Source organism: Nonomuraea sp. B208 (assembly GCF_057536035.1).
Map to the genome: position 1 here is coordinate 22,308 of NZ_BAAJOU010000021.1, position 20,946 is coordinate 43,253.

General features: G+C 71.4%; 15 protein-coding genes. 7 read left to right on the plus strand and 8 right to left on the minus strand.

Going from position 1 to position 20,946, the window contains the following annotated elements; genetic code table 11:
* The first annotated feature begins 33 nt into the window (after positions 1–33).
* Positions 34–441: a winged helix-turn-helix transcriptional regulator gene (locus AC27IY_RS16815; RefSeq protein WP_423451628.1), complete on the plus strand. Its 408-nt coding sequence runs from the start codon at positions 34–36 to the stop codon at positions 439–441.
* Between the two features lie 6 nt (positions 442–447).
* Here the strand turns inward: AC27IY_RS16815 and rpoB are convergent, their stop codons facing one another.
* A complete protein-coding gene (gene rpoB, locus AC27IY_RS16820) occupies positions 448–3,915 on the minus strand; it encodes a DNA-directed RNA polymerase subunit beta (RefSeq protein ID WP_487178459.1) in 3,468 nt (1,155 codons plus the stop codon).
* A gap of 295 nt (positions 3,916–4,210) precedes the next feature.
* Between rpoB and AC27IY_RS16825 the strand changes: the two genes are divergently transcribed.
* On the plus strand, positions 4,211–4,768 hold the full coding sequence (locus tag AC27IY_RS16825; protein WP_487178460.1) for a hypothetical protein: 558 nt from the start codon (positions 4,211–4,213) through the stop codon (positions 4,766–4,768).
* Positions 4,769–5,021: 253 nt separating this feature from the next.
* Here AC27IY_RS16825 and AC27IY_RS16830 read toward each other — a convergent pair whose 3' ends face one another.
* A complete protein-coding gene (locus AC27IY_RS16830) occupies positions 5,022–5,651 on the minus strand; it encodes an FMN-binding negative transcriptional regulator (RefSeq protein WP_423478401.1) in 630 nt (209 codons plus the stop codon).
* A gap of 76 nt (positions 5,652–5,727) precedes the next feature.
* Here AC27IY_RS16830 and AC27IY_RS16835 point away from each other — a divergent pair, with 76 nt between their 5' ends.
* Entirely contained in the window at positions 5,728–7,014 is a 1,287-nt protein-coding gene (locus tag AC27IY_RS16835) for an aminotransferase class I/II-fold pyridoxal phosphate-dependent enzyme (RefSeq protein ID WP_487178461.1), read from the plus strand.
* A 9-nt stretch (positions 7,015–7,023) separates the two neighbouring features.
* On the opposite strand, the gene AC27IY_RS16840 is transcribed toward AC27IY_RS16835, so the two are convergent.
* The 4 genes from AC27IY_RS16840 to AC27IY_RS16855 are packed head-to-tail and all read right to left on the minus strand — an operon-like array spanning position 7,024 to position 10,718.
* Complete coding sequence (locus tag AC27IY_RS16840) at positions 7,024–7,620, minus strand: GTP-binding protein (protein WP_364461214.1); 597 nt, start codon at positions 7,618–7,620, stop codon at positions 7,024–7,026.
* A complete protein-coding gene (locus AC27IY_RS16845; protein WP_344214043.1) occupies positions 7,601–7,999 on the minus strand; it encodes a DUF742 domain-containing protein in 399 nt (132 codons plus the stop codon). Before AC27IY_RS16845 ends, AC27IY_RS16840 begins: the two co-directional genes overlap by 20 nt.
* The gene (locus AC27IY_RS16850) at positions 7,996–8,427 is read right to left on the minus strand and encodes a roadblock/LC7 domain-containing protein (protein ID WP_487179108.1); all 432 of its coding nucleotides are present in this window, start codon (positions 8,425–8,427) and stop codon (positions 7,996–7,998) included. Before AC27IY_RS16850 ends, AC27IY_RS16845 begins: the two co-directional genes overlap by 4 nt.
* Complete coding sequence (locus AC27IY_RS16855) at positions 8,427–10,718, minus strand: sensor histidine kinase (RefSeq protein WP_487178462.1); 2,292 nt, start codon at positions 10,716–10,718, stop codon at positions 8,427–8,429. Before AC27IY_RS16855 ends, AC27IY_RS16850 begins: the two co-directional genes overlap by 1 nt.
* A gap of 314 nt (positions 10,719–11,032) precedes the next feature.
* On the opposite strand from AC27IY_RS16855, the gene AC27IY_RS16860 reads away from it, so the two are divergent.
* Together AC27IY_RS16860 and AC27IY_RS16865 are read left to right on the plus strand one after the other, a co-directional pair.
* A complete protein-coding gene (locus AC27IY_RS16860; protein WP_423452197.1) occupies positions 11,033–12,316 on the plus strand; it encodes an FxsB family cyclophane-forming radical SAM/SPASM peptide maturase in 1,284 nt (427 codons plus the stop codon).
* A complete protein-coding gene (locus tag AC27IY_RS16865; protein ID WP_487178463.1) occupies positions 12,313–13,644 on the plus strand; it encodes an HEXXH motif domain-containing protein in 1,332 nt (443 codons plus the stop codon). The genes AC27IY_RS16860 and AC27IY_RS16865 overlap by 4 nt, the downstream gene beginning before the upstream one ends.
* 19 nt (positions 13,645–13,663) lie before the next feature.
* On the opposite strand, the gene fxsT is transcribed toward AC27IY_RS16865, so the two are convergent.
* The gene (gene fxsT, locus AC27IY_RS16870; protein WP_487178464.1) at positions 13,664–16,210 is read right to left on the minus strand and encodes an FxSxx-COOH system tetratricopeptide repeat protein; all 2,547 of its coding nucleotides are present in this window, start codon (positions 16,208–16,210) and stop codon (positions 13,664–13,666) included.
* 191 nt (positions 16,211–16,401) lie between these two features.
* Between fxsT and fxsA the strand changes: the two genes are divergently transcribed.
* Positions 16,402–16,581 (plus strand): FxSxx-COOH cyclophane-containing RiPP peptide, encoded by a 180-nt coding sequence (gene fxsA / locus AC27IY_RS16875; protein WP_344214034.1) that lies wholly within the window; start codon positions 16,402–16,404, stop codon positions 16,579–16,581.
* Between the two features lie 39 nt (positions 16,582–16,620).
* Here fxsA and AC27IY_RS16880 read toward each other — a convergent pair whose 3' ends face one another.
* The gene (locus AC27IY_RS16880) at positions 16,621–18,573 is read right to left on the minus strand and encodes a tetratricopeptide repeat protein (protein ID WP_487178465.1); all 1,953 of its coding nucleotides are present in this window, start codon (positions 18,571–18,573) and stop codon (positions 16,621–16,623) included.
* Between the two features lie 246 nt (positions 18,574–18,819).
* Between AC27IY_RS16880 and AC27IY_RS16885 the strand changes: the two genes are divergently transcribed.
* Entirely contained in the window at positions 18,820–20,901 is a 2,082-nt protein-coding gene (locus AC27IY_RS16885) for a P-loop NTPase fold protein (protein ID WP_487178466.1), read from the plus strand.
* Positions 20,902–20,946: the final 45 nt, after the last annotated feature.

Consider the following 20,946-nt stretch of genomic DNA (forward strand, 5'->3'; position numbering starts at 1 on the left):
CGCCTGGCCGCGGCACCGTAAGGAGGCACTTTCGTGTCAGTGACGAACACGGCGGTAATCCCGCAGGTCAACGGCTCAGCCCCCACCGGGCCGTGTGGTGATGACGACTGCGGGATCCGCGACGTGCTCGACCGCCTCGGCGATCGGTGGACCGTGCTGGTGCTGGTCGAGCTGGCCAAGGGAACGCGCCGCTTCCGTGAGCTGGAACGCGCGATCCCCGGCATCTCGCAGCGGATGCTCACACTGACCACGAAACGGCTGTGCCGCGACGGGCTGGTCGTACGCACGCTCTATCCGACCGTCCCGCCGCAGACCGACTACCGGCTCACCGACATGGGGAGAAGCCTGGCGGGCATGGTGTCCGCGCTCGCCGACTGGTCCCGCGAGCACAAGGACGCCGTCGCCGCCGCCCGTACCCGCTGGGACCAGCAGCACCCGTAACGCGGCTCAGACCTCCTCCACGCTGCTCGGCTCGCGCCGGGACAGGTCGATGCCGAGCTCCTCGGCGGCGCGGAAGACGTCCTCGTCGGTGTCGCGCATCTCGATGGACCTGCCGTCGCTGGAGAGCACCTCGACGTTGAGGCACAGCGACTGCATCTCCTTGATGAGGACCTTGAAGGACTCGGGGATGCCGGGCTCGGGGACGTTCTCGCCCTTGACGATGGCCTCGTAGACCTTCACCCGGCCGACCACGTCGTCGGACTTGATCGTGAGCTGCTCCTGGAGCGCGTGGGCGGCGCCGTACGCCTCCAGCGCCCACACCTCCATCTCGCCGAAGCGCTGGCCGCCGAACTGGGCCTTACCGCCGAGCGGCTGCTGGGTGATCATGGAGTACGGGCCGGTCGAGCGGGCGTGGATCTTGTCGTCGACCAGGTGGTTCAGCTTGAGGATGTACATGTAGCCGACGGCGATGGGGTAGGGGAACGGCTCGCCGCTGCGGCCGTCGAAGAGCATGGCCTTGCCGCTCCGTCCCACGAGGCGTTCGCCGTCGCGGTTGGGCACGGTGTTGCCGAGGAGGCCGATGATCTGCTCCTCGTGCGCGCCGTCGAAGACCGGGGTGGCGACGTTGGTGCGCGGCTCGACCTGGCCGAAGCCCTTGTCGCGCAGGTGCTCGGCCCACGCCTCCTCGACACCGGAGAGGTCCCACCCCTGGGCGGCGATCCAGCCCAGATGCGTCTCCAGCACCTGCCCGACGTTCATCCGGCCGGGGACGGCCAGCGGGTTGAGGATGATGTCGACCGGGGTGCCGTCCTCCAGGAACGGCATGTCCTCGACCGGCAGGATCTTGGAGATGACGCCCTTGTTGCCGTGCCGGCCGGCCAGCTTGTCGCCGTCGGTGATCTTGCGCTTCTGCGCGACGTAGACGCGGACCAGCTCGTTGACGCCCGGCGGAAGCTCGTCGCCCTCGTCGCGGGAGAACACCCGGACGCCGATGACCTTCCCGGCCTTGCCGTGCGGCACCTTCAGCGAGGTGTCGCGCACCTCGCGGGCCTTCTCGCCGAAGATGGCGCGCAGCAGCCGCTCCTCCGGGGTCAGCTCGGTCTCGCCCTTCGGGGTGACCTTGCCGACCAGGATGTCGCCGGTCACCACGTCGGCGCCGATGCGGATGATGCCGCGCTCGTCGAGGTCGGCCAGCACCTCCTCCGAGACGTTGGGGATGTCGCGGGAGATCTCCTCGGGGCCCAGCTTGGTGTCGCGGGCGTCGACCTCGTGCTCCTCGATGTGGATCGACGACAGCACGTCGTCCTGCACCAGCCGCTGGGACAGCACGATGGCGTCCTCGTAGTTGTAGCCCTCCCACGGCATGAACGCCACCAGCAGGTTCTTGCCCAGCGCCAGCTCACCGCCCTCGGTGGAGGGACCGTCCGCGATGACCTGGCGGGCCTCCACCCGCTCGCCCTCGTCCACGATCGGCTTCTGGTTGAAGCTCGTGCCCTGGTTCGAGTGCCTGAACGTCGCCAGCCGGTACGTCGTGCCGGTGCCGTCGTCGTTCCTGACCGTGACGTAGTCGGCGCAGACCTCCTCGACCACCCCGGCCTTGGCGGCCAGCACCAGGTCACCCGTGTCCGTGGCGGCGCGGTACTCCATGCCGGTGCCGACGAACGGCGCCTCGCTGCGCAACAGCGGGACGGACTGGCGCATCATGTTCGCGCCCATGAGCGCGCGGTTGGCGTCGTCGTGCTCCAGGAACGGGATCATCGCCGTCGCGACCGACACCATCTGGCGTGGCGAGACGTCCATGTAGTGCACGTCGTGGCCGCGGACGTACTCGGCCTCGCCGCCCTTCGTGCGGACCATCACCCGCGGCTCGGCGAAGCCGCCGTCCGCCGAGAGAGGGGAGTTCGCCTGGGCGATGACGTACCTGTCCTCCTCGTCGGCGGTCAGGTAGTCGATCTGCTCGGTGACCCGGCCGTCGACGACCTTGCGGTAGGGCGTCTCGATGAAGCCGAACGCGTTGAGCCGGGCGAAACAGGCGAGGTAGCCGATGAGGCCGATGCTCGGGCCCTCGGGGGTCTCGATCGGGCACATCCGGCCGTAGTGGGACGGATGGACGTCACGCATCTCCACGCCCGCCCGTTCCTTGGACAGGCCGCCCGGTCCGATGGCGGACAGGCGCCGGCGATGCGTCAGCCCGGTCAGGGGATTGGTCTGGTCCATGAACTGCGACAGCTGCGAGGTGCCGAAGAACTCCTTCATCGACGCCACGACCGGCCGGATGTTGATCAGGGTCTGCGGCGTGATCGCCTCGACGTCCTGCGTCGTCATCCGCTCCCGGACCACCCGCTCCATGCGGGCCAGACCCAGGCGCACCTGGTTCTGGATCAGCTCCCCCACGTTCCTGACCCGCCGGTTGCCGAGGTGGTCGATGTCGTCGATCTCGACGATCACCTCACCGCCCGCGCCCGGCATCGACTCCTCGCCGGCGTGCAGCCGGACGATGTACTCGATCGTGGCGACGATGTCCTCTTCGGTCAGGGTGCCCTGCGTGATCTCCGCGTCGACCCCGAGCTTCTTGTTGATCTTGTAGCGGCCCACCTTCGCCAGGTCGTACCGCTTGGCGTTGAAGTACAGATTCTCCAGCAGCGTCTGCGCCGACTCCTTGGTCGGCGGCTCACCCGGCCGCAGCTTGCGGTAGATGTCCAGCAGCGCGTCGTCCTGACCCGCCGTGTGATCCTTCTCCAGCGTCGCCCGCATCGACTCGTACTGGCCGAACCGCTCCAGAATCTGGTCGTTCGTCCAGCCCAGCGCCTTCAGCAGCACCGTCACGGCCTGCTTGCGCTTGCGGTCGATACGCACACCGACGCTGTCACGCTTGTCGATCTCGAACTCCAGCCAGGCACCCCGCGACGGGATCACCTTGCACCCGTACAGGTCCTTGTCGGAGGTCTTGTCCACAGTGCGCTCGAAATACACACCGGGCGAGCGGACCAGCTGCGAGACCACGACACGCTCGGTGCCGTTGATGATGAACGTGCCCTTCGGCGTCATGAGCGGGAAATCACCCATGAACACCGTCTGGCTCTTGATCTCACCAGTGGTGTTATTGATGAACTCCGCCGTGACGAACATCGGGGCGGAGTAGGTCATGTCCTTGTCTTTGCACTCGTCTACGGAGTACTTGGGCGGCTCGAACCGGTGATCCCGGAACGACAAGGACATGGTCCCCGAGAAGTCCTCGATCGGACTGATCTCTTCGAAGATCTCTTCGAGGCCCGACTGGGTCGGGACGTCCCTGCGCCCGGCCTGACGAGCCGCCTCTACCCGGGCCTTCCACTTGTCGTTGCCGAGCAGCCAGTCGAAAGACTCGGTCTGCAGGGCCAGAAGGTCAGGAACTTCGAGCGGCTCGTGAATGCGGGCGAAAGACACGCGACGGGGACCAGTGAGTGCGGCGGAGGCGTTGCGCGAGGCTGCCAACAGATGTCCTTCCGAGGGCTCGCGGCGGACTGACTACACGCACGCCAGACGACCTCGGGATGCGAGCGGGCAGCACGAGGCGTCACAAGGGGAGCGTGGAAGCATGAGCGTACTCGCTCTGCCTAATTTTGTCCACGCTGACGCAGACCCATCTATCCGGTCGCATCTTCAGGATGACGGATGAGGGGTTGCTTGTCAACCTCCAATTCGAGAATTCAGATGTGCGGGTTCTGTGCGAAGGCGGTGAAAGTCCTGATCAGGCGACAGGGAGGCTGGGACGATCCGGTTTGTGCGGATGTCTGTTCTCATGGCCGTGCTGGGGTGGATGTTCCTGGTCGCGGCGAGCTGGCTGCAGATCCCCCTCCACCGGGAGATGGGGTGGTTCGGGGCGCTGCTCGTCGTGGGGTTCGGCTGGCTGTGGAGCGGCTTGTGGACCTTCGTCGCGGTCCTCCTGCGCCTGTCCGTACGGGCGTACGCGCGGGCGGCGGCGGTGCTGGTCGCCGCGAGCGTGGCGGGTGCCGGGATGTGGGCGGTGGACTGGCGGACCGCGTTCGTCGACGGCGTCGTGTGGGCGCAGCGGGACGCGTTCGCCGAACTGGCCGCCGACTACCGGGAGGGCCGGCCGGTCGAGCCGCCCGGGTGGATGGCGTACGTGTCGGTCGGCGGGGAGGTCCGGGTGCTGGATGGCGGGCTTTATCTGCCGGTTCTGGTGGACGAGTGGCGGGGGGAGAGCGGGGCGGGGATCGCGTACCTCGGGCCGTCGCCGGGCGCCGACCGGCTCGTGCCGACGGCGGAGGGAGGGATGGGGCGGCCGGTCCGGGAGCTGGGTGACGGATGGTGGTGGGTGGAGTAGGCAAGTCCCCCGTCGTCCACAGGCTGTGCACGGACGAGGTCGCCCGCAAAGGGCGGCGGGGAAAGGGGTTCGGCGCGGCCGGCCGATCATCCTGTGGATATCTGCGCGTCCGGTCTGTACTGGGAGGACGTGCGTGCTGAGCCGGTTTTGGGCGCGGTGGGCCGGGGTGAGGGGTTGGCTGGGGATGCGGCATTACGGGGAGTGGTTATCCACAGGAAGGGTGAGTTATCCACAGTGTGTGGGAAAGCTCGCCCTACTGCGTGCCCATCCTCCTGAGCTGGTGCGCCCGCGCGCCCGCGTCGCCCGGCAGGTCGCGCTCGGCCAGCGCGGCGGCGACGCGCTCGCGGAGCTCGACCGGCTTGTGGCTGTCGTACTTGAACTTGGCCCGGACGCCCATCACCTCAAGCCGCAGCCCACGGATGGCGGACAACATCTTGCGGTACGGTCCTTCGTCGGCGGCGACCACGCCGTACCCGCCGTCCGGCTCGTGGTGGGCGAGCTGGCGGCGCAGGATGTCGGCCTTGCCCTCCTTGTCGTCCACGATCCGGGCCGTGCAGGTGAGCTGCACCGAGGCGTAGTAGCTGGTCGGCACGCCGGTGCCGGGGGAGTCGGCGCGCCAGGTGGACGGGATGAAGGCGTAGTCGTCGTGCACGCTCATCACGACGGTCGGGTTGGCCTCCAGCGCCGCCCAGATCGGGTTGGGCCGGGCCAGATGCAGCACGATCTCCTCGCCGCTGCCCGCGTCCAGCAGGAAGTGGGTCGGCACCACCACGGGCGGGCCGCCCTGCGCGCCGTTCGCGGCCAGCAGGCCGAAGTCACGCGTACGCAGCCAGGACCGCCACTCGTCCGCGTCGACAGCCGCGTCCCAAGGATGAATAAGCACCCGAACTCCTTTGTATTAGTACATAATGTCTTTTGTGCTAGAAAAATATCGGATTGCCGGCGAGACAGCCAGCGAGTTGGCCGCCGGGATCGAGACGGCCGTCTCCGAGGGACGGCTGCCGCCGGGCTCGCCGCTCCCCCCGATCCGCGAGCTGGCGCAGCAGGCCGGGGTCAGCCCCAGCACGGCGGCGGCCGCCTACCGGCTGCTGCGCGAGCGCGGCGTGGTCGAGACCGCCGGGCGGCGCGGCACGCGCGTCCGGCCGCGTCCGGCCAGCACCACCCGGGAGGACATCCGCATCGAGGTGCCGCCGGGCGTGCGCGACCTGTCGAAGGGCAATCCCGACGCGGCCCTGCTGCCGCCCCTGCACGACGCGCTCGCCGCCGCCGCCCGAGCCCATGAGGAGCGGCCCGCGATGTACGGCACCCACGACGACGCGGACCTGCTCGCCCTGGCCGCCGCCCGCCTGAGCCGCGACGGCGTGCCGCCCGGCGACCTGGCGATCACCTCGGGCACCCTCGACGCCGTCGAACGCGTCCTCGCCACCGCCCTGCGCCCCGGCGACCCGGTCGCCGTCGAGGACCCGGGCTGGTCGTCCCTGCTCGACCTGGTCGCGGTGCTGGGCCTGCGGCCGGTGCCGGTGCGTGTGGACGACGAAGGGCCGCTTCCCGACGATCTCGACCGGGCGTTGCGGGCCGGCGTACGGGCCGTCGTGGTCACCGCCCGCGCCCAGAACCCGACGGGCGCCGCCGTCACCGCCGCCCGCGCCGCCGCGCTGCGCGAGCTGCTGGCCGCGCACCCCGACGTGCTGCTCGTCGAGGACGACCACGGGGACGGCTTCGTGGACGTGCCCCTGCACCCGCTGGCTGGGGTCACGTCCCGGTGGGTGCTGGTGCGTTCGACGGCCAAGGCGTTCGGCCCTGACCTGCGGCTGGCTCCGGTCACCGGCGACCGGGCCACGCTGGACCGGCTGCGCGGGCGGCAGCGGCTGGCCGTCGGCTGGGTGAGCCACCTGTTGCAGCGGGCGGTCGCGCACCTCTGGCGTACGGGGGCGGTGGACACGGTGGCCGTGGCGGCGTCGTACCGGGAGCGGCGGGACGGCCTGGTGGCGGCGCTGGCCGGGCGGGGCGTGCGGGCGCACGGCCGGACCGGGCTCAACGTGTGGGTGCCCGTCGCCGACGAGTCCGCCGCGATCACCCGCCTGCTGGCCCGGGGCTGGGCCGCCGCGCCGGGGGCGCGCAACCGGGTCCGTACGCCGCCCGCGATCCGCGTCACCGTCTCCACGCTGAGCCCGGCCGACCTCGAGCCGCTCGCCGCCGACCTCGCCGCCGCCGTCGAGGCCCCGTCACGCGGCCGGTACGCCTAGCTGGTACGGCTAGGCGCCCGGCGTCGCCGGCCGCGAATGCGCCGCCATCAGGTGGTCCACGAGCGCGAGCAGCACGTCCCGGCTCGCCCGGCGGTCACGGGCGTCGCACAGCACGAGCGGCACCTGCGGGTCGAGGTCGAGCGCCTTGCGGATCTCCTCCGGCGCGCGGTCCCTGACGCCGTGGAAGCAGTTGACGCCCACGACGAACGGGATGCCGCGGCTCTCGAAGAAGTCGATCGAGGCGAAGCTGACGTCCAGCCGCCGGGTGTCCACCAGGACGACCGCGCCCATCGCGCCGTTGACGAGGTCGTTCCACATGAACCAGAACCGCTCCTGGCCGGGCGTGCCGAACAGGTAGAGGACCAGCTCGCGGTTGATCGTGATGCGGCCGAAGTCCAGCGCGACGGTGGTGCTCGTCTTGCCGTTGAGTCCTTCCAGGTCGTCGACGCCGACGCTGGCGTGGGTCAGGTACTCCTCCGTACGCAGGGGCTCGACCTCGCTCACCGCGCCGACCATGGTCGTCTTGCCGACCCCGAAACCACCGGCGACGAGGATCTTCACCGCCAGGGGAGCGGTGTCCCCGTGGTCAGAGTTCGCGTAACCCATCCCTCACCGCCTTGAGGATTTCCATGTCGGGAAGGCCGTTCGCGTGCGCGAAGGCCATCGGAGGCCGGGCGCGCAGTTGCCCGGTCTCGATCAGGTCGCCAATGAGGATCTTGGTGACGGACACCGGCAGGTCGAGCGCGGCGGCCACCTCGGCCACCGCCATCGGCCGGTGGCACAGGACGGCGATCCGGCGGTGCTCCGGCTGGAGCCGGCGCGGGCCGCGGCCGGGCTCGGGGAAGGTGTCGGACACCGTCGTCACGAGGGTGATCAGCGCGAGGTCGTCCCGCTCGGGAGTGGTGCGCCCGCCGGTGATCGTGTAGGGGCGGACGAGGGTCTCGTCGGCGTCGTCGTCGTCGAAACCCTCAGTCCAGTGTTTCATCCGTGTCCCCCGATGTCGCGGGCCTCCGGGGCGCGGGCGTCGGTGCCGAGCTTCTGGCCGACCTGCTGGATCAGGGTGTGCATGGCGACGCTCATCAGCTCGGCGTCGACCTCCTGGGAGGCGACCACGGCGAGGTGCGTGCCGCGTCCCGCCGCCGTGATGAACAGCCACACCTCGGCCATCTCGATGATGACCTGGTGCACCGGGCCGCCGCTGAAGAGCTGCCCGACGCCGCGGGCGAGGCTCTGCTGGCCGGTGGCGATGGCGGCGAGGCGCTCGGCGTCCGCCCGCTGGATGGACCGGGAGCGGCTGATCACCAGGCCGTCGTCGGACAGCACGATGGCGTGCCGGGTGCCCGCGACTCGATCGACCAGGCCGTCCAGCAGCCAGTCCAGGTCGGCGTTGGTGGCGGTGGTTCGCTGCGTCATCATCGATCTTCCGTCGTAGGGGAGCCGGGCTCGGGGGACCCGTTCGGCCGGTGCGGTGAGGTGTCGTCGTCGCCGCGGCGCAGGCGGGACTGCCTCTGGAAGGCGCCGATCGCGGCGCCGGAGCGGCTGGGCCGGTCGCCCCGGGCCCAAAGCCGCTGTTCGTCTGTCTCGTCCGGATCCGGGGTGGCCGGGGTCCTGAGCTCTTCGGCCAGATTGGCCTGGCGTACGCGCTGCGGCAGCGGACGACGGCCGGAATCCGGGTCGGGCGGCGGGGGAACGGGCGAGGCCGCCACGTTCGCCAGCGCGCGGCCCCTGGTACGGGTCGGCAGGCCGTTGCCGGCGGCCGCGTTCTCCCGCGCGGCCTCGTCCTGGGGACGGGGCCGGGGACCGGTCGCCGCCGGGCGGGGCTCCTCGGCGGGCGGCGCGGCGCTCTCCTGGGGACGCTCCACCACCAGCGTCTCCGGCACCAGCACGATGACCCGGGCGCCGCCGAACGCCGACGGCCGCAGCTCCACCTGCAGGCCGAGGCCCGCCGAGAGCCGGGCGACGACGTACAGGCCGAGGCGTACGTCGTCGGCGTGCGTCATCACGTCGAGCTGCGGCGGCGACTTCATCAGGGCGTTGGCGGCCGCGTACTGCTCGGGCTCCATGCCGAGGCCGCGGTCCTCGATCTCGACCGCGACGCCGCGGCTGACCGGCGAGGCCCGCACCTCGACGGGCGTCAGCGGCTTGGAGAAGGCGGTGGCGTTCTCCATCAGCTCCGCGAGGACGTGGACCAGCGGCCCGACCGCGCGCTCGGCCACCCAGGGCTCGCCCTCGACGTCGATCGTGATCCGCCGGTAGTCCTGCACCTCGCCCTGCGCGGCCCGCAGCACGTCGAGCAACTGCACCGGCCGCCGCCAGCGGCGCTGCGGCTGCCCGCCGCCGAGGATCACCAGGTTCTCCTCGTAGCGGCGCAGCCGGGCGGTGAGGTGGTCCAGGTCGAACAGGCCCTCCAGCACCTCCGGGTCCTCGTGCCTGCGCTCCAGCTCGTCGAGCTTCTTGAGCTGGAGGCCGATGAGGATCTGCGTACGCCGGGCGATCCGCTGCAGCATCCGCTGGAAACCGCGGTGCTGCTCGGCCTGCCGGACGGCGGTCAGGACCGCGCTGCGGCTGGCCTGGTTGAGCGCCTCCCCCAGCTCGCCGAGCTCGTCGGGGGTGGGCTCGACCAGGTGGACCTCGGCGTCCACGTCGACGTCCTCGCCGCGCTCAAGCCGGGCGACCACCTCGGGCAGGCGCTCCTGGAGCTCCTGGGCCTCCTCGCGCAGGCGGAGGATGCGCCGCCGGAGGACGGAGGTGAGCCGCCAGCTCGTGAAGATGACCAGGCCGAGCGCGAGCAGGCCGACGCTGCTGATGCTGACGAAGACGACGAACAGCATGCGGGCGTGGCCGTAGCCGAGCTCGCGTACGGTCTCCAGCCGGAGGTTGAGGAGGTCCAGCACCTGGGCGGTGACCGCGTCGGCCGACGTGCGCCAGGCGGCCGCGTCGCCGCGCACCGCCACCTGGCCGCTCGCGTCGTCGCCGCCGGTGGCCAGGCGCGCTTCCTGGGCGACCAGGGCGTTCCACGCCTGGCTCGTCATCAGCGAGCGGTGCCGCAGCTCGTCGCCGGTGAGCGCGGGCATGATCCTGGACTCCAGGAGATGCGTACGGGTGCCGATGGCATCGGTGACGACGGTGTAGTCGTCCCTGGTCAGCCGGCCCGTCTTCCAGGCGCGGGCCAGCACGGCGTCCTCGCGGCCGATCGTGTCCACGACCCAGAACAGGTCGATCATGATCTGCGCGCGGCTGTTCACCTGGCCCTCGTCGGTGTGGCTGAGCGCGGTGAGCACGCCGAGGTCCGCCACCAGGAGGCGGCTGTAGTAGTCGAACGCCTTCCTCGCCGTGGACGTGCCGGTGTCCACCGCCCGCCGCTCCGCGCCGAGGGAGGCGAGCACGCGGTCGGCTGCGGCGACGGCCTCGGGCAGCCCCTCCTGCCCGTTGGCGAAGTCCTGGCCGACGAGTGAGCGGAAGGCGCGTACGGACTCGTCGGTCGCCGCCCGCTGCTTGACGAGCTGGTCGCGGATGCCCGGCTCGGCGGCGGCCTGCACCTCGGCCGTGAGCCTGCGCTCCTTCTGCAGGTCGAGGAAGAGCGCCGCCGCGGGTCTGCCGGCGGTCTCGGTCGCGAGGTCGAGCTGGGCCCGTTCCGCCCGCCACTGGGACGAGAGCTGGTACATGCCCGAGGCCAGCAGCGGAGTGAAGGTCAGACTCGGCACGAACACGATGATGAGCAGCACTGTACGCAGAGGGAGCCGGCGTGCGCCGGCCAGCCGCCGCGGACGAGCGCCGTCCGAGCTGTTGTCGTCGCCTGCGGTCTCGGCCGCGTCTCGCCCGCCCCTGCCTGATTCAGCCACGTGCGGACTCTCCTCACTTCGGATTGGTGCTCGATCGTAGCTATGTGACAGGTGTGACGAAAAGTCCCGCCGTTCAGGGCTTGGCGGCCTGCGTGTAAGTCAGGCGACGCCTGCCCGTGAGCGCTAGGATCGCGGCGTTCCGCAGGTGCTCGGAGCTCCCCAGGGAAAGGGCGGGCGTGAGTTCGCAGTCCGAAGAGGCGCGGCCGGAATGGCCCTCGGGGCTGGACATCGGCGCTCTGCTGGAGAGCGGCTGGCGCCCGACGCCCTTCCAGCAGTTCGTACTCAAGATCCACAGTAGGTGCAACCTCGCCTGCACCTACTGCTACATGTACGAGATGGCCGACCAGGGCTGGCGCCGCCAGCCCCGGCGCATGTCGCAGGCCACGATCGACGCGGCCGCGGCCCGCATCGCCGAGCACGCCAGGATGAACCGCCTGTCCCAGGTCGAGGTGATCCTGCACGGCGGCGAACCCCTGCTCGCCGGCGTCGACCACCTCCGCTACGCGGTCAGCGCCGTCCGCGCCGCGGTCGATCCCGGCGTGACGGTGAACGTCCAGGTGCAGACCAACGGCGTGCTGCTCGACGCCGCCTTCCTGGAGCTGTTCGACGAGCTCGGCGTGCTCGTCGCGGTCAGCCTCGACGGCGACCGCGAGGCCAACGACCGCCACCGCCGCGGACCGGCCGGCCAGGGCAGCTTCGACCGGGTGGACGCCGGGCTGACCAGGCTCGTCTCCCCCGCCTACCGTCACCTGTTCAGCGGGCTGCTGTGCACCGTGGACCTGCGCAACGATCCGGTGGGCACGTACGAGGCGCTGCTGGCGTACGGGCCGCCGGCCGTGGACCTCCTGCTGCCGCACGGCACCTGGGAGACCCCGCCGCCGGGCCGCCTGCCGGACAGCGAGGACACCCCCTACGGCGACTGGCTCGTCGCCGTCTTCGACCGCTGGTACCGCGCGCCGGAGCGGGAGACGCGGCTGCGGCTGTTCGACGAGATCATCCGGCTGCTGCTCGGCCGGCCCTCGCGCAGCGAGACCGTCGGGCTGTCCGCGGTCGCCGTCGTCGTGATCGAGACCGACGGTGGCATCGAGCAGGTGGACAGCCTCAAGTCGGCCTACGACGGAGCCACCCGCACGCCGCTGCACGTCGGCGACGCCGGCGCCTTCGACACGGCGCTCATGCTGCCGCCGATCGCCGCCCGCCAGATCGGCGAGCGCGCGCTCGCGCCGGAGTGCCAGGCGTGCGAGATCAGGCGGGTGTGCGGCGCCGGGCTCTACCCCCACCGCTACCGCCCCGGCACCGGGTTCGCCAATCCCAGCGTCTACTGCCGCGACCTCTTCCGGCTCATCAAGCACGTCCAGCACGCGGTGAGCGACGACCTCGCCGCCGTACGCGAGCGCCGCCGGCGCCGCCAGGCGTCCGCGCAGCTCACCGATCCGCAGAGAGGCCACTCCACGTCATGAGGCTGACCCCGCTACTGCTGCCCAAGAAGGTGTTCGCCGAGCTCGCCTCGGGCGGGGGCGGCCGCGACGCCGTCGGCCGCCTGTGGGCGGCGCAGGACGGCAAACGCCTGCTGCTCCTGCGCGGGATCCGCGACCTCGCCACCGAGGACGTCGAGCGGGTCCGGCATGCCTACGACCTGCTCGCCGACCTCCAGGAGGCCGCGCCCGAGGTGGTCAGGGCGGTGCTGCGCTACCCGACCGTGGGGTCCTGGGGGCTGCGCACGCTCCAGGCCCTCGCGGGCGAGGCGCCGCCGGCCGCCTGGCAGGATCCGGCGGTCATGGCGTCGCTGGCGGCGGTGGCGGCGATCCGGGCCGGGCGGGCGGCGACGGTCGAGGTGCCGGTGCTGGACGGCGCCGTGGTGCTCCCGTCGCTGGGGCGGGCCGTGGTGCCGGGCGACGCGCGGACCGCCGTCGTACGGACCGCCGACGGCGAGGCGGAGATCAGCGCGGGCGGCGTGACCGTACGCGTCGGCGAGGACCCCTCGTGGGAGGGCCTGCGCCGCATCCGGGCCGAGCACCGCGGGGTGGCGGTCGAGTTCGTCGTGGACGACGTCGATCCGGGCCGGATGCCGGGGGCGCGGCGGCAGGAGGAGCGGCTGAGCGAGGCGGACCTGCACCGGTGGGCCACCACCCTCCAGCCGGCGTGGGAGATCCTGGTCGAGCGGCACCCGCTGGTCGCCGAGGAGACCGACGCCGTGGTCAAGGCGCTCACCCCGCTGGTCGGCCCGGCGGACGGCACCGCCAGCGCGACCTCCAAACTGGCCTTCGGCAACATCGGCCTGTCCACGCCGCCCGATCCGCACTCCTTCGCCGTGACCCTGGCCCACGAGTCCCAGCACGCGAAGCTGAGCGGCCTGCTCGACCTGATCCCGCTGACCCGGCCGGACGACGGCAGCCGTTACTACGCCCCGTGGCGGGAGGACCCGCGCCCGCTGGGCGGCCTGCTCCAGGGCGCGTACGCGCACATGGCGATCGCCGCGTTCTGGGAGGTCGAACGGCGCGAGCCGCATCCGGACGAGCTGCTGCTGCGGGCGCACACGGAGTTCGTACGGTGGCGCGAGGGCACCGACGCGGTGATCCGCACGCTGCGGGCGAGCGGGCGGCTCACCCCCGAGGGCGAGGTGTTCGCCGCCGGGATGGCGGACGTGATGGCCGCGATGGGCGCCGAGGACGTCCCGGCCGAGGCGACGCTCCGGGCCCGGGGCTCGGCCGGCCGGCACCTGGCCGGCTGGCGCGCGCGCAACGGCGAGCCGCCGGCTGAGCAGATCCCGGCTCCGGCGGCGCCGTAGGCCCCGGGCGTCGTCCCGGTCAGATCGGCGGCGGGTCGAAGTCGAGGTCCAGGTGCCGTCCTTCGAGGAAGGCGACGGCGTCGGGGTGTTCGAGGCCGAGGCGGTGCGCGTATTTCTCGCGGGTGTCCTCCCTCAGCCGCTCCGCCTCCTCGACGGCCTCCGGCGTGCCGAGGCGCTTGAGGTCGGCGGAGAGGTTGGCGGCGCAGGCGAGGGCGACCGGGTGGTCCGGGCCGACCAGCTCCCGCAGCCGGCGGTAGGTGTCGTGGCCGCGCTCGACGGCCGCCTCGTGGTGGCCGAGCTCGGCCAGGTCGCTCGCCAGGTTGGTCGCCACGGTCAGGTAGTAGTGGTGGTCGCGGCCCAGGTGGCGCTCGATGTCGCTGAGGGTCTCCTCGTTGACCGCGCGGGCCCGCTCCGGGTCCTGGCAGGTGCGGTGGAGCAGCGCCAGGTTGCCGGTGCAGGCGAGGACGTACGGGTGGTTGGTGCCGTACACGCGGGGATAGCGCGCCACGGTGTCGGCCGCCAGCTCCAGCCCCTCCTGCTCCTGGCCGTTGTTGCGCTGGACGTTGGCGAGGGACATCGCGGCGGCCAGCGTGTCGGGGTGGTCGAGGCCGTACCTTCGCACGTAGCGGCCGTGCACGTCGGCGCACATCTCCAGCGCCCGGTCGAGCTCGCCGAGCCGCCGCCAGGCGATGGAGAGGTCCTTCGCCGTCCAGAGGTAGGCGGGGTGCTCGCCGCCGAGGTATTCGAGGCCGTAGGCGAGGGCCTCCTCGCCGAGGTCGCTCGCCTCGGCGTAGTCGCCGGTGAGCCGGACCGCGCGGGCGAGGGAGTTCCAGTGGACGAGGACGGTCGCCGCGCCCGCCTGCGCGTCCTGCAACCCGATGAAGGCGACCTCGTGCAGCTCGCGCGCCCGCTGGAAACTGCCGGTGAGGCTGTAGTCCAGGGCCAGGTTGTTCTTGGCGCGCAGGGTCCGCGGGTCGTCGGGGCCGAAGGCGGCCTCGTGGCGGCGTACGGAGTCCTCATCGTGCTCCAGCGCCGCGCTGAAGTCGCCTCGCGCGCGCAGGTCGGCGCCGATGCCGCTGACCAGGTTGAGCAGCTCGTCCTCCGGCGTGCCCACCTGCCGCATCTTGGCGAGGGTGCGCTGGTTGAGCTCGTAGACCTCGTTGTACCTGCCGAGCTGGCGCAGGATGTTGCCCAGCTCGCGGTAGGCCTTGAGCACGTGGGGGTCGTCGGGGCCGGAGTCGCGCTCCCACTGGTCGATGAAGAGGTTGACGAACTGGTGGGCGAAGCCGTCGCCCGACATGTAGAGGTAGCGGGCCAGGTCGAGCGCGAAGTCGCGGACCTTGACGTCGCGGCTCTCCTGGACCCGCGAGGGGACGACGTGCCCCAGGATGCCGCCGTATTTCCCCCAGTTGACCGACTCTTCCGGGTTGCCGAGTTGCAGGCCGGTCAGCAGGCGGTGGACGTCCGCGAGATGTTCGTCCCGCTCCTCCGGCTCGAGCTCGTCGCGGACGAGGGCCTGGATCAGCCGGTGCACCTGGATGGTCCGGCTGCCCGGGTCGATGCGCGCGAGCGCGAAGCGGCCGAGCTCGCCCACCGACCGGCTCAGCTTGATCGGGTTGGCGAGCAGTTCGCTCATGCGCGGGCTCAGGCCGCTGACCCGCTGGCTGAACACGTCGCGCGGGATCGGCTCCGGGCCGAAGAAGGCGCAGCAGCGCAGCAGGTCGATGGCCTCCGGCCGGCGCTCGCTCAGCCGGCTCACCGACAGGTTCCACGCCGCCGTCATCGAGATCGGGTATTCGGTCGGCTTGCCCTCGCTGAGGAGCTGTCCGGTGTGCTCGTTGAGCAGCTCGATGTACTCGTCGACGGGCATGCCCGTCTCCGCCTGGAGCGCCCCGGCCTGCTCCAGCGCCAGGGGGAGGTCACCCAGCTGCTCGGCGAGCCGGTCGGCGTCCTCGGGGGCGAGGGCGCGGCGCACCCGCTTGGTGAGGAAGGCGATGCTCTCCTTGCGGCTGAAGACGTCGACGGGGACGGCCTCGACGACGTCCTCCCACCGGTGGTTGCGCGAGGTGATCAGGACGTGGCCGGGCCCGTCGGGGATGACGTCCCTGATCTCCTCCGGCTCGTCGGCGTTGTCGAAGATGAGCAGCCAGCGGTCGTACGGCTGGCCGCGCCGCAGCGCGTCCAGTGCCGCGTTGGCGGCGTCCTCGACGCCGACCGCCGCCGCCGACGGCAGTTCGAGGTGGGGCGCCAGGGCCGCCAGCGACGAGCGGATGAGCACGCGCTGGTCGGCGGAGATCCACCAGACGAGGTCGTACTCGTTGCCGTAGCGGTAGGCGTATTCGACCGCCATCTGCGTCTTGCCGACGCCGCCGAGGCCGTGCAGGGCGTGGGGGAGCACCTGGGGGAGCACGACCGTGACCTGACCGGTGGTGCCGGCGGTCATCCCGGCGCGCAGTTTCTCCAGGAGCTCTTCCCGGCCGGTGAAGTTCTTGTTCCTGGGCGGCACCTTGCCCCATACCTCCGGGGTGCCTGACCGTCGTACCTCACTCTGGTGCGTACCGGTCATAAGGGACACCTCCGGATCGCGGATTTCAATGCCAACGTCGGGCAAGATTTCGCTATCGTAAATGGTTCCTTCGGGCCCGGCCATGACCTTTTAGTGCTGGCCTTTGAACGAGCCCCGGTGTCAGGCGCGGAGGCTCAGCTTGTATGCTGGCCCGGACATAGCACCATGATGTATCGAGCTGGGAGTCCCTCATGGAGCAGCAGCAGAACGACCTGGCAGGTCAGCTGCCTGATTGCTCCGATTTGTCCCTTCGCGACCTCGATGAGCTCGACAGTTCGGCGTTCGCCCACGCGCTGCGGAGCCTGATGTCGCCGGACCCCCGCGACACCGAAGTCGTCGCCGGATTCAGCAACTCCATCGACTATCAGTAACGCGCTCAACGTCCCATTCGGGCGAAAATCGCCCTTTAGTCACTGTCTGCGGGCAATTTTCCCCATCGGTTTCTCGTGATGGCGGAACAGGCGCGGGCTCGTCGCCTGGAGCGCTTCTTCGGCCAGCTCCGCCGCGAGGTCCCGGTCGCCGCGCCGGTCCGCCGCCTGGGCCAGGAACACCAGGACCAGGCCGTGCGTCCGCCCCTCCTCGCGAAGCTCCTCGATCTCGCTCCGCGCCACCGGAGCGTTGGCCGCCATGATGTACGCCGCGCGGGCCGAGGGCGGCGCGGCGGTGGCGACGCTGCTCAGGTCGGCCACGGCCAGCTGTGAGTTGCCCCAGTCCGCGTAGACCTCGCCGCGGATGCGCAGGGCCTCGCAGTGCTTCGGATCCCGCTCCAGCAGCCCGTTCAGCTCCCTCACCGCCGCCTTGTGGCGGTTCGCCCGCCAGTGCGCCTGCGCCACCTCCAGCCTGGCGATGGACTCCGCCGCCTGGTTCAGCAGGCCCGAGCGAGCGGCGCCGAGCGCGCGGTCGGCGTCCCCTCGGAGCAGGTGCAGGCGCGCGATCGCGGCGTACAGGTGCATGACGGCGGGCGACCTGCGGTCCGTCATCAGCTTGTCCTGCAGCGCCGTCTCATAGGCCGCGCACGCCGCGCCGTGGTCGCCGCGCAGGTAGGCGATGTCGCCCAGGACGATCCGGGCGGCGGTGTGCGCGTCGTGGTGGGCCCGCCGGTCCTTCTCCAGCGTCGCGCGCGCGTACTTCTCGGCGAGCCGCAGGTTGCCGGCGGACATCGCCTGCTCGCACTCGCGCAGCAGGTCGTCCGCGGCGGGCTCCGGCTGCGGCCCCGGCGCCTCGCCGAGCCGCTGGAGGGCCCGCGCCAGCCGAGGGTGCTGGAGCTGGAGGCCGTCGTCGCCGGTGAGCCGGCAGTACTTCAGCAGATGCCGGTCCTCCACCGCGCGGACGACGGTGTCCGTGATCTCCTTGGGGCGCGCGCTGCGCGGCGCCGGCACGGCCTCGTGCGGGGACCGCTCGTCCGGCGACCTGGTGAAGGTGCGCCGCATCCAGCCGCCGATCTCGCAGGTCGGCAGGTTGTGGTCGGTGGTCAGCGTGAACAACGTACGGGTGCAGTAGTCGGCCAGCGCCGCGTCCACGTCGTCGAGCACCTTCTCCGCGACGACGGACAGGCCGCCGCCGTCGCGCAGCCCGGCCCAGAGCTGGGCGCACAGCGCCTGCAGCAGGACGGGCTCCACGCGCCCGCCCGTCGTGCCGTGCTCGACCGCCAGGGCGTCGACCAGCCGCTCCGGCACGAGCTCCTCGAACTGCAGGTGGGTGCCGAGCAGCGGGCGGGTGAGCGCGTCGATCGCGGACGGCCGGTCGAGAGGCGGCAGGTCGTACCGCGCGGGGGTCAGGCCGAGCGCCACGCCGAGGTCGCCCGCCTCCTGGACGGAGTCCGGCCGGACGGCGAGCAGCAGCCGGACGTCGGGGAACGCCCGCAGCGCCGTCTCCAGCTCCGCGCGCACGCGGCGGTGATCGGGCAGCGCGGCGGCCGGACGGCGCAGGATCCGGTCGGCGCCGTCCACGGCCACGAGGATCGGCGTGCCGCGCCCCGCCCTCCTGGTCTCCCGCTGGAAGAACTCGCGGATCGTCAGCCCGACGCTGCGGGCGGCGTCCTCCTCCGCGGGCTGCCACGAGGACAGGAGTGCGAAGAGCGGGCGGCCCCGGGCCGTGACCACGGGAGCCGGCAGGGACCTGCGGTAGTCGAGGTCGCCGACGGGCACCACCCGCGCTCCGCTCGCGGCCGCGTACGGAGCCGCACCGGCATGCAGCAGGGAGGTCTTGCCAACACCCGAGTCGCCGACCAGCAGGGTCAGCCGATGTTTCTTCCAGAGCTCGGCCAGCTCGCGTTTCTCGGCGTCACGTCCGAAGAAACGGGCCGCGTCCGGCCTGCGGAAAGGCCGGAGGCCGACCCAGGGCCCATCTTCGTAGGAGGTCACGAAGGGACTCCCGCCGACGCCGATTCCTGTCGAATCATGATCTCCCGTATCCGCTGCCGCCGCAGGCGAATGCGTGTTCTGCCTGACGGTGGCTTGGCATGAAATCCGGCTGGGTAATGCCGCAATCATCCAAGAAAGTCTTCTATCATGCTATGTCTGGCGTCAGAAGTCCTCGGCGGAGACAATCTCGGGCGTAAGAAACGCCTTTTACCCCCCTGACTCACGACTGCATCTATGGTGACCTGAATGCGGAAAAAGGTCGATCGGCTGTCGCCCGAGGAGCTGGAGCAGGCCGCCCGCCAGTTGCTGGAGAACGACGCCGAGCTGGCGTACAGACGCGACCAGCACCGCGCGATACTCGATCACGTCCGGCAGAGGTCCGGCGATCTCTCCGCGTTGCTGAGCGAAGAGATCGCGGTGGTCGGCGAGGCCCGCCGCGCGCTGCTCCGCCTCCGGGTCGTCGCCGTTCTCGCCTTTCTCGCGGCCGCCTTTCTCATCCTCGGGGCCGCTCTGTGGAGCGACGGGACGCCGTTCCGGACGCGGACGGCCAACGTCACGTTCGCGTCCGGCCTGGCCGTGTTCGCGACGATCGCCGTCGCCGCGCGCTGGGCCGCGATCCGGCGGCGCGGCGTGAACGCCGCCCGCGAGCTGCGGAGGGCGCTGGTGGCGCCGCTGCGCGCCCTGATCCGCCTCCTCATCAGCGAGCTGGAGGACGACGAGGTGCGCTGGGGCGGCACGCTGCGCACGTCCGAGGCTCCCGCGCTGGTGGAGCTCCACCTTCAGGACACCATCCCGTCCCGCACCTACGAACGGCTGCGCACCTTCATCGGCGAGCACGAGTCCTCCGCCATCGGCCTGGCCGGCGCGCGCGGCTCCGGCAAGACGACCCTGATGCGGCAACTGCGGCTGGACAAGGACCTGGACTGCCACGTCGCCCTGGTCAGCGCGCCGGTGCAGTACTCCGCCGTGGAGTTCACCCGCCTCATCCACAACGAGCTGGCACAGGTCGGGCTCAAACCCGGCGAGGCGGCGCTCATCCGGCACCGCATGGTGGCGCCGACGCTGCGCGCGGTGCTGCGGACGCTGCTCGCGTCCGTGGTGCTGTTCTTCATGATCACGTTATGGATCTACGACAAGAACCGTCCCGTGCCGGACGCGCTCGACCTCGGCTGGGCGGGCTTCGCCGCGGTCGTCCTGGGCGCGCTGATCATGGGGTTCATGCTCAGCCGGGGCTGGGTCCTCTTCCAGAGCCGGACGAGGCTGACGGTCCCGCCCCGGACCGTCCGTGAGCTCTGCCTGCAGCAACTGGAGTTCCTGCGCTGGTCGACGACGGTCGAGAGAAGCGCGGGCGCCGCGCTCAAGGTCGGCGGCACCGGCTTCGACGGCGGCGGCAAGCTCTCCAGGACCGAGCGGGAGATCACCCACGCCGAGTCGGTCCAGGCGCTGCGGCAGTTCATCGACCAACTGCTCGCGCTGAGCAGCAAGCCCGTGGTCATCTGCGTCGACGAGCTGGACAAGCTGGCGAACCCGGCCGAGGCCGTCGACGCGATCAACGGGCTCAAGGACCTGTTCCACGTCGCCAAGGCGCACTTCGTCCTCTCGGTCTCCACGGACGCCATGCACAACTTCGCCGCCCGGGGGGTGCCGGTGAGGGACGTGTTCGACTCGGCCTTCGACACCATCATCGGCGTCGGCCCGCTCTCCTTGAAGGAATCGCAGACGCTGCTGTCCCGGCGGGCGCGGGAGTTCTCCAACGTGTTCGTGCTGTTCTGCCACGCCTGGTCCGGTGGCCACGCCCGCGACCTCATCCGGACCGCCCGCGCGTGCGTGGACCTCAAGCGCGAGCTCAAGGACGGCGAGGAGGCCACGGTCGCCCTGCTGTCCGGGCGGGTGCTGCGCAAGGACCTGCGCGAGGTCGTGGACGCGACCGTCGAGAAGCTGCGCGGCGACGACCGTGGCAATGACCGGGGCGATGACCGGGGCGATGACCGGGGCAAGGAGCTGCTGGACCAGGTGCTGGCGTTCCAGGAGTCGCTGGAGGACGAGTCCGCGCCGCTGCGCGACCTCGTCGAGGCGGGCGCGTTCCCCCCGGACGCGGGACCGGTGGCGCCGGAGGCCCAGCCGGCGGCGACCCTGGCTCCGTACGCGCGGATCGCCGGCCTCTGCGAGCGGCTGTTCTCCGTCGCCCGCCCGCCGGCGGCCTGGCAGAGCGAGGCGATGGGCCAGGCCGTCATGGCCCTGGCGGAGGCCCGGTCCTCGCTCGGACGCCACCCACGGGCGATCGAACGCCGGCTGCAGCGAGCTGTGGACGCGTGCGATCGGGTGTAGAATGATCATTGTCCCGAGCGGTGAGGCCGCCCGGGATTTTGCTTT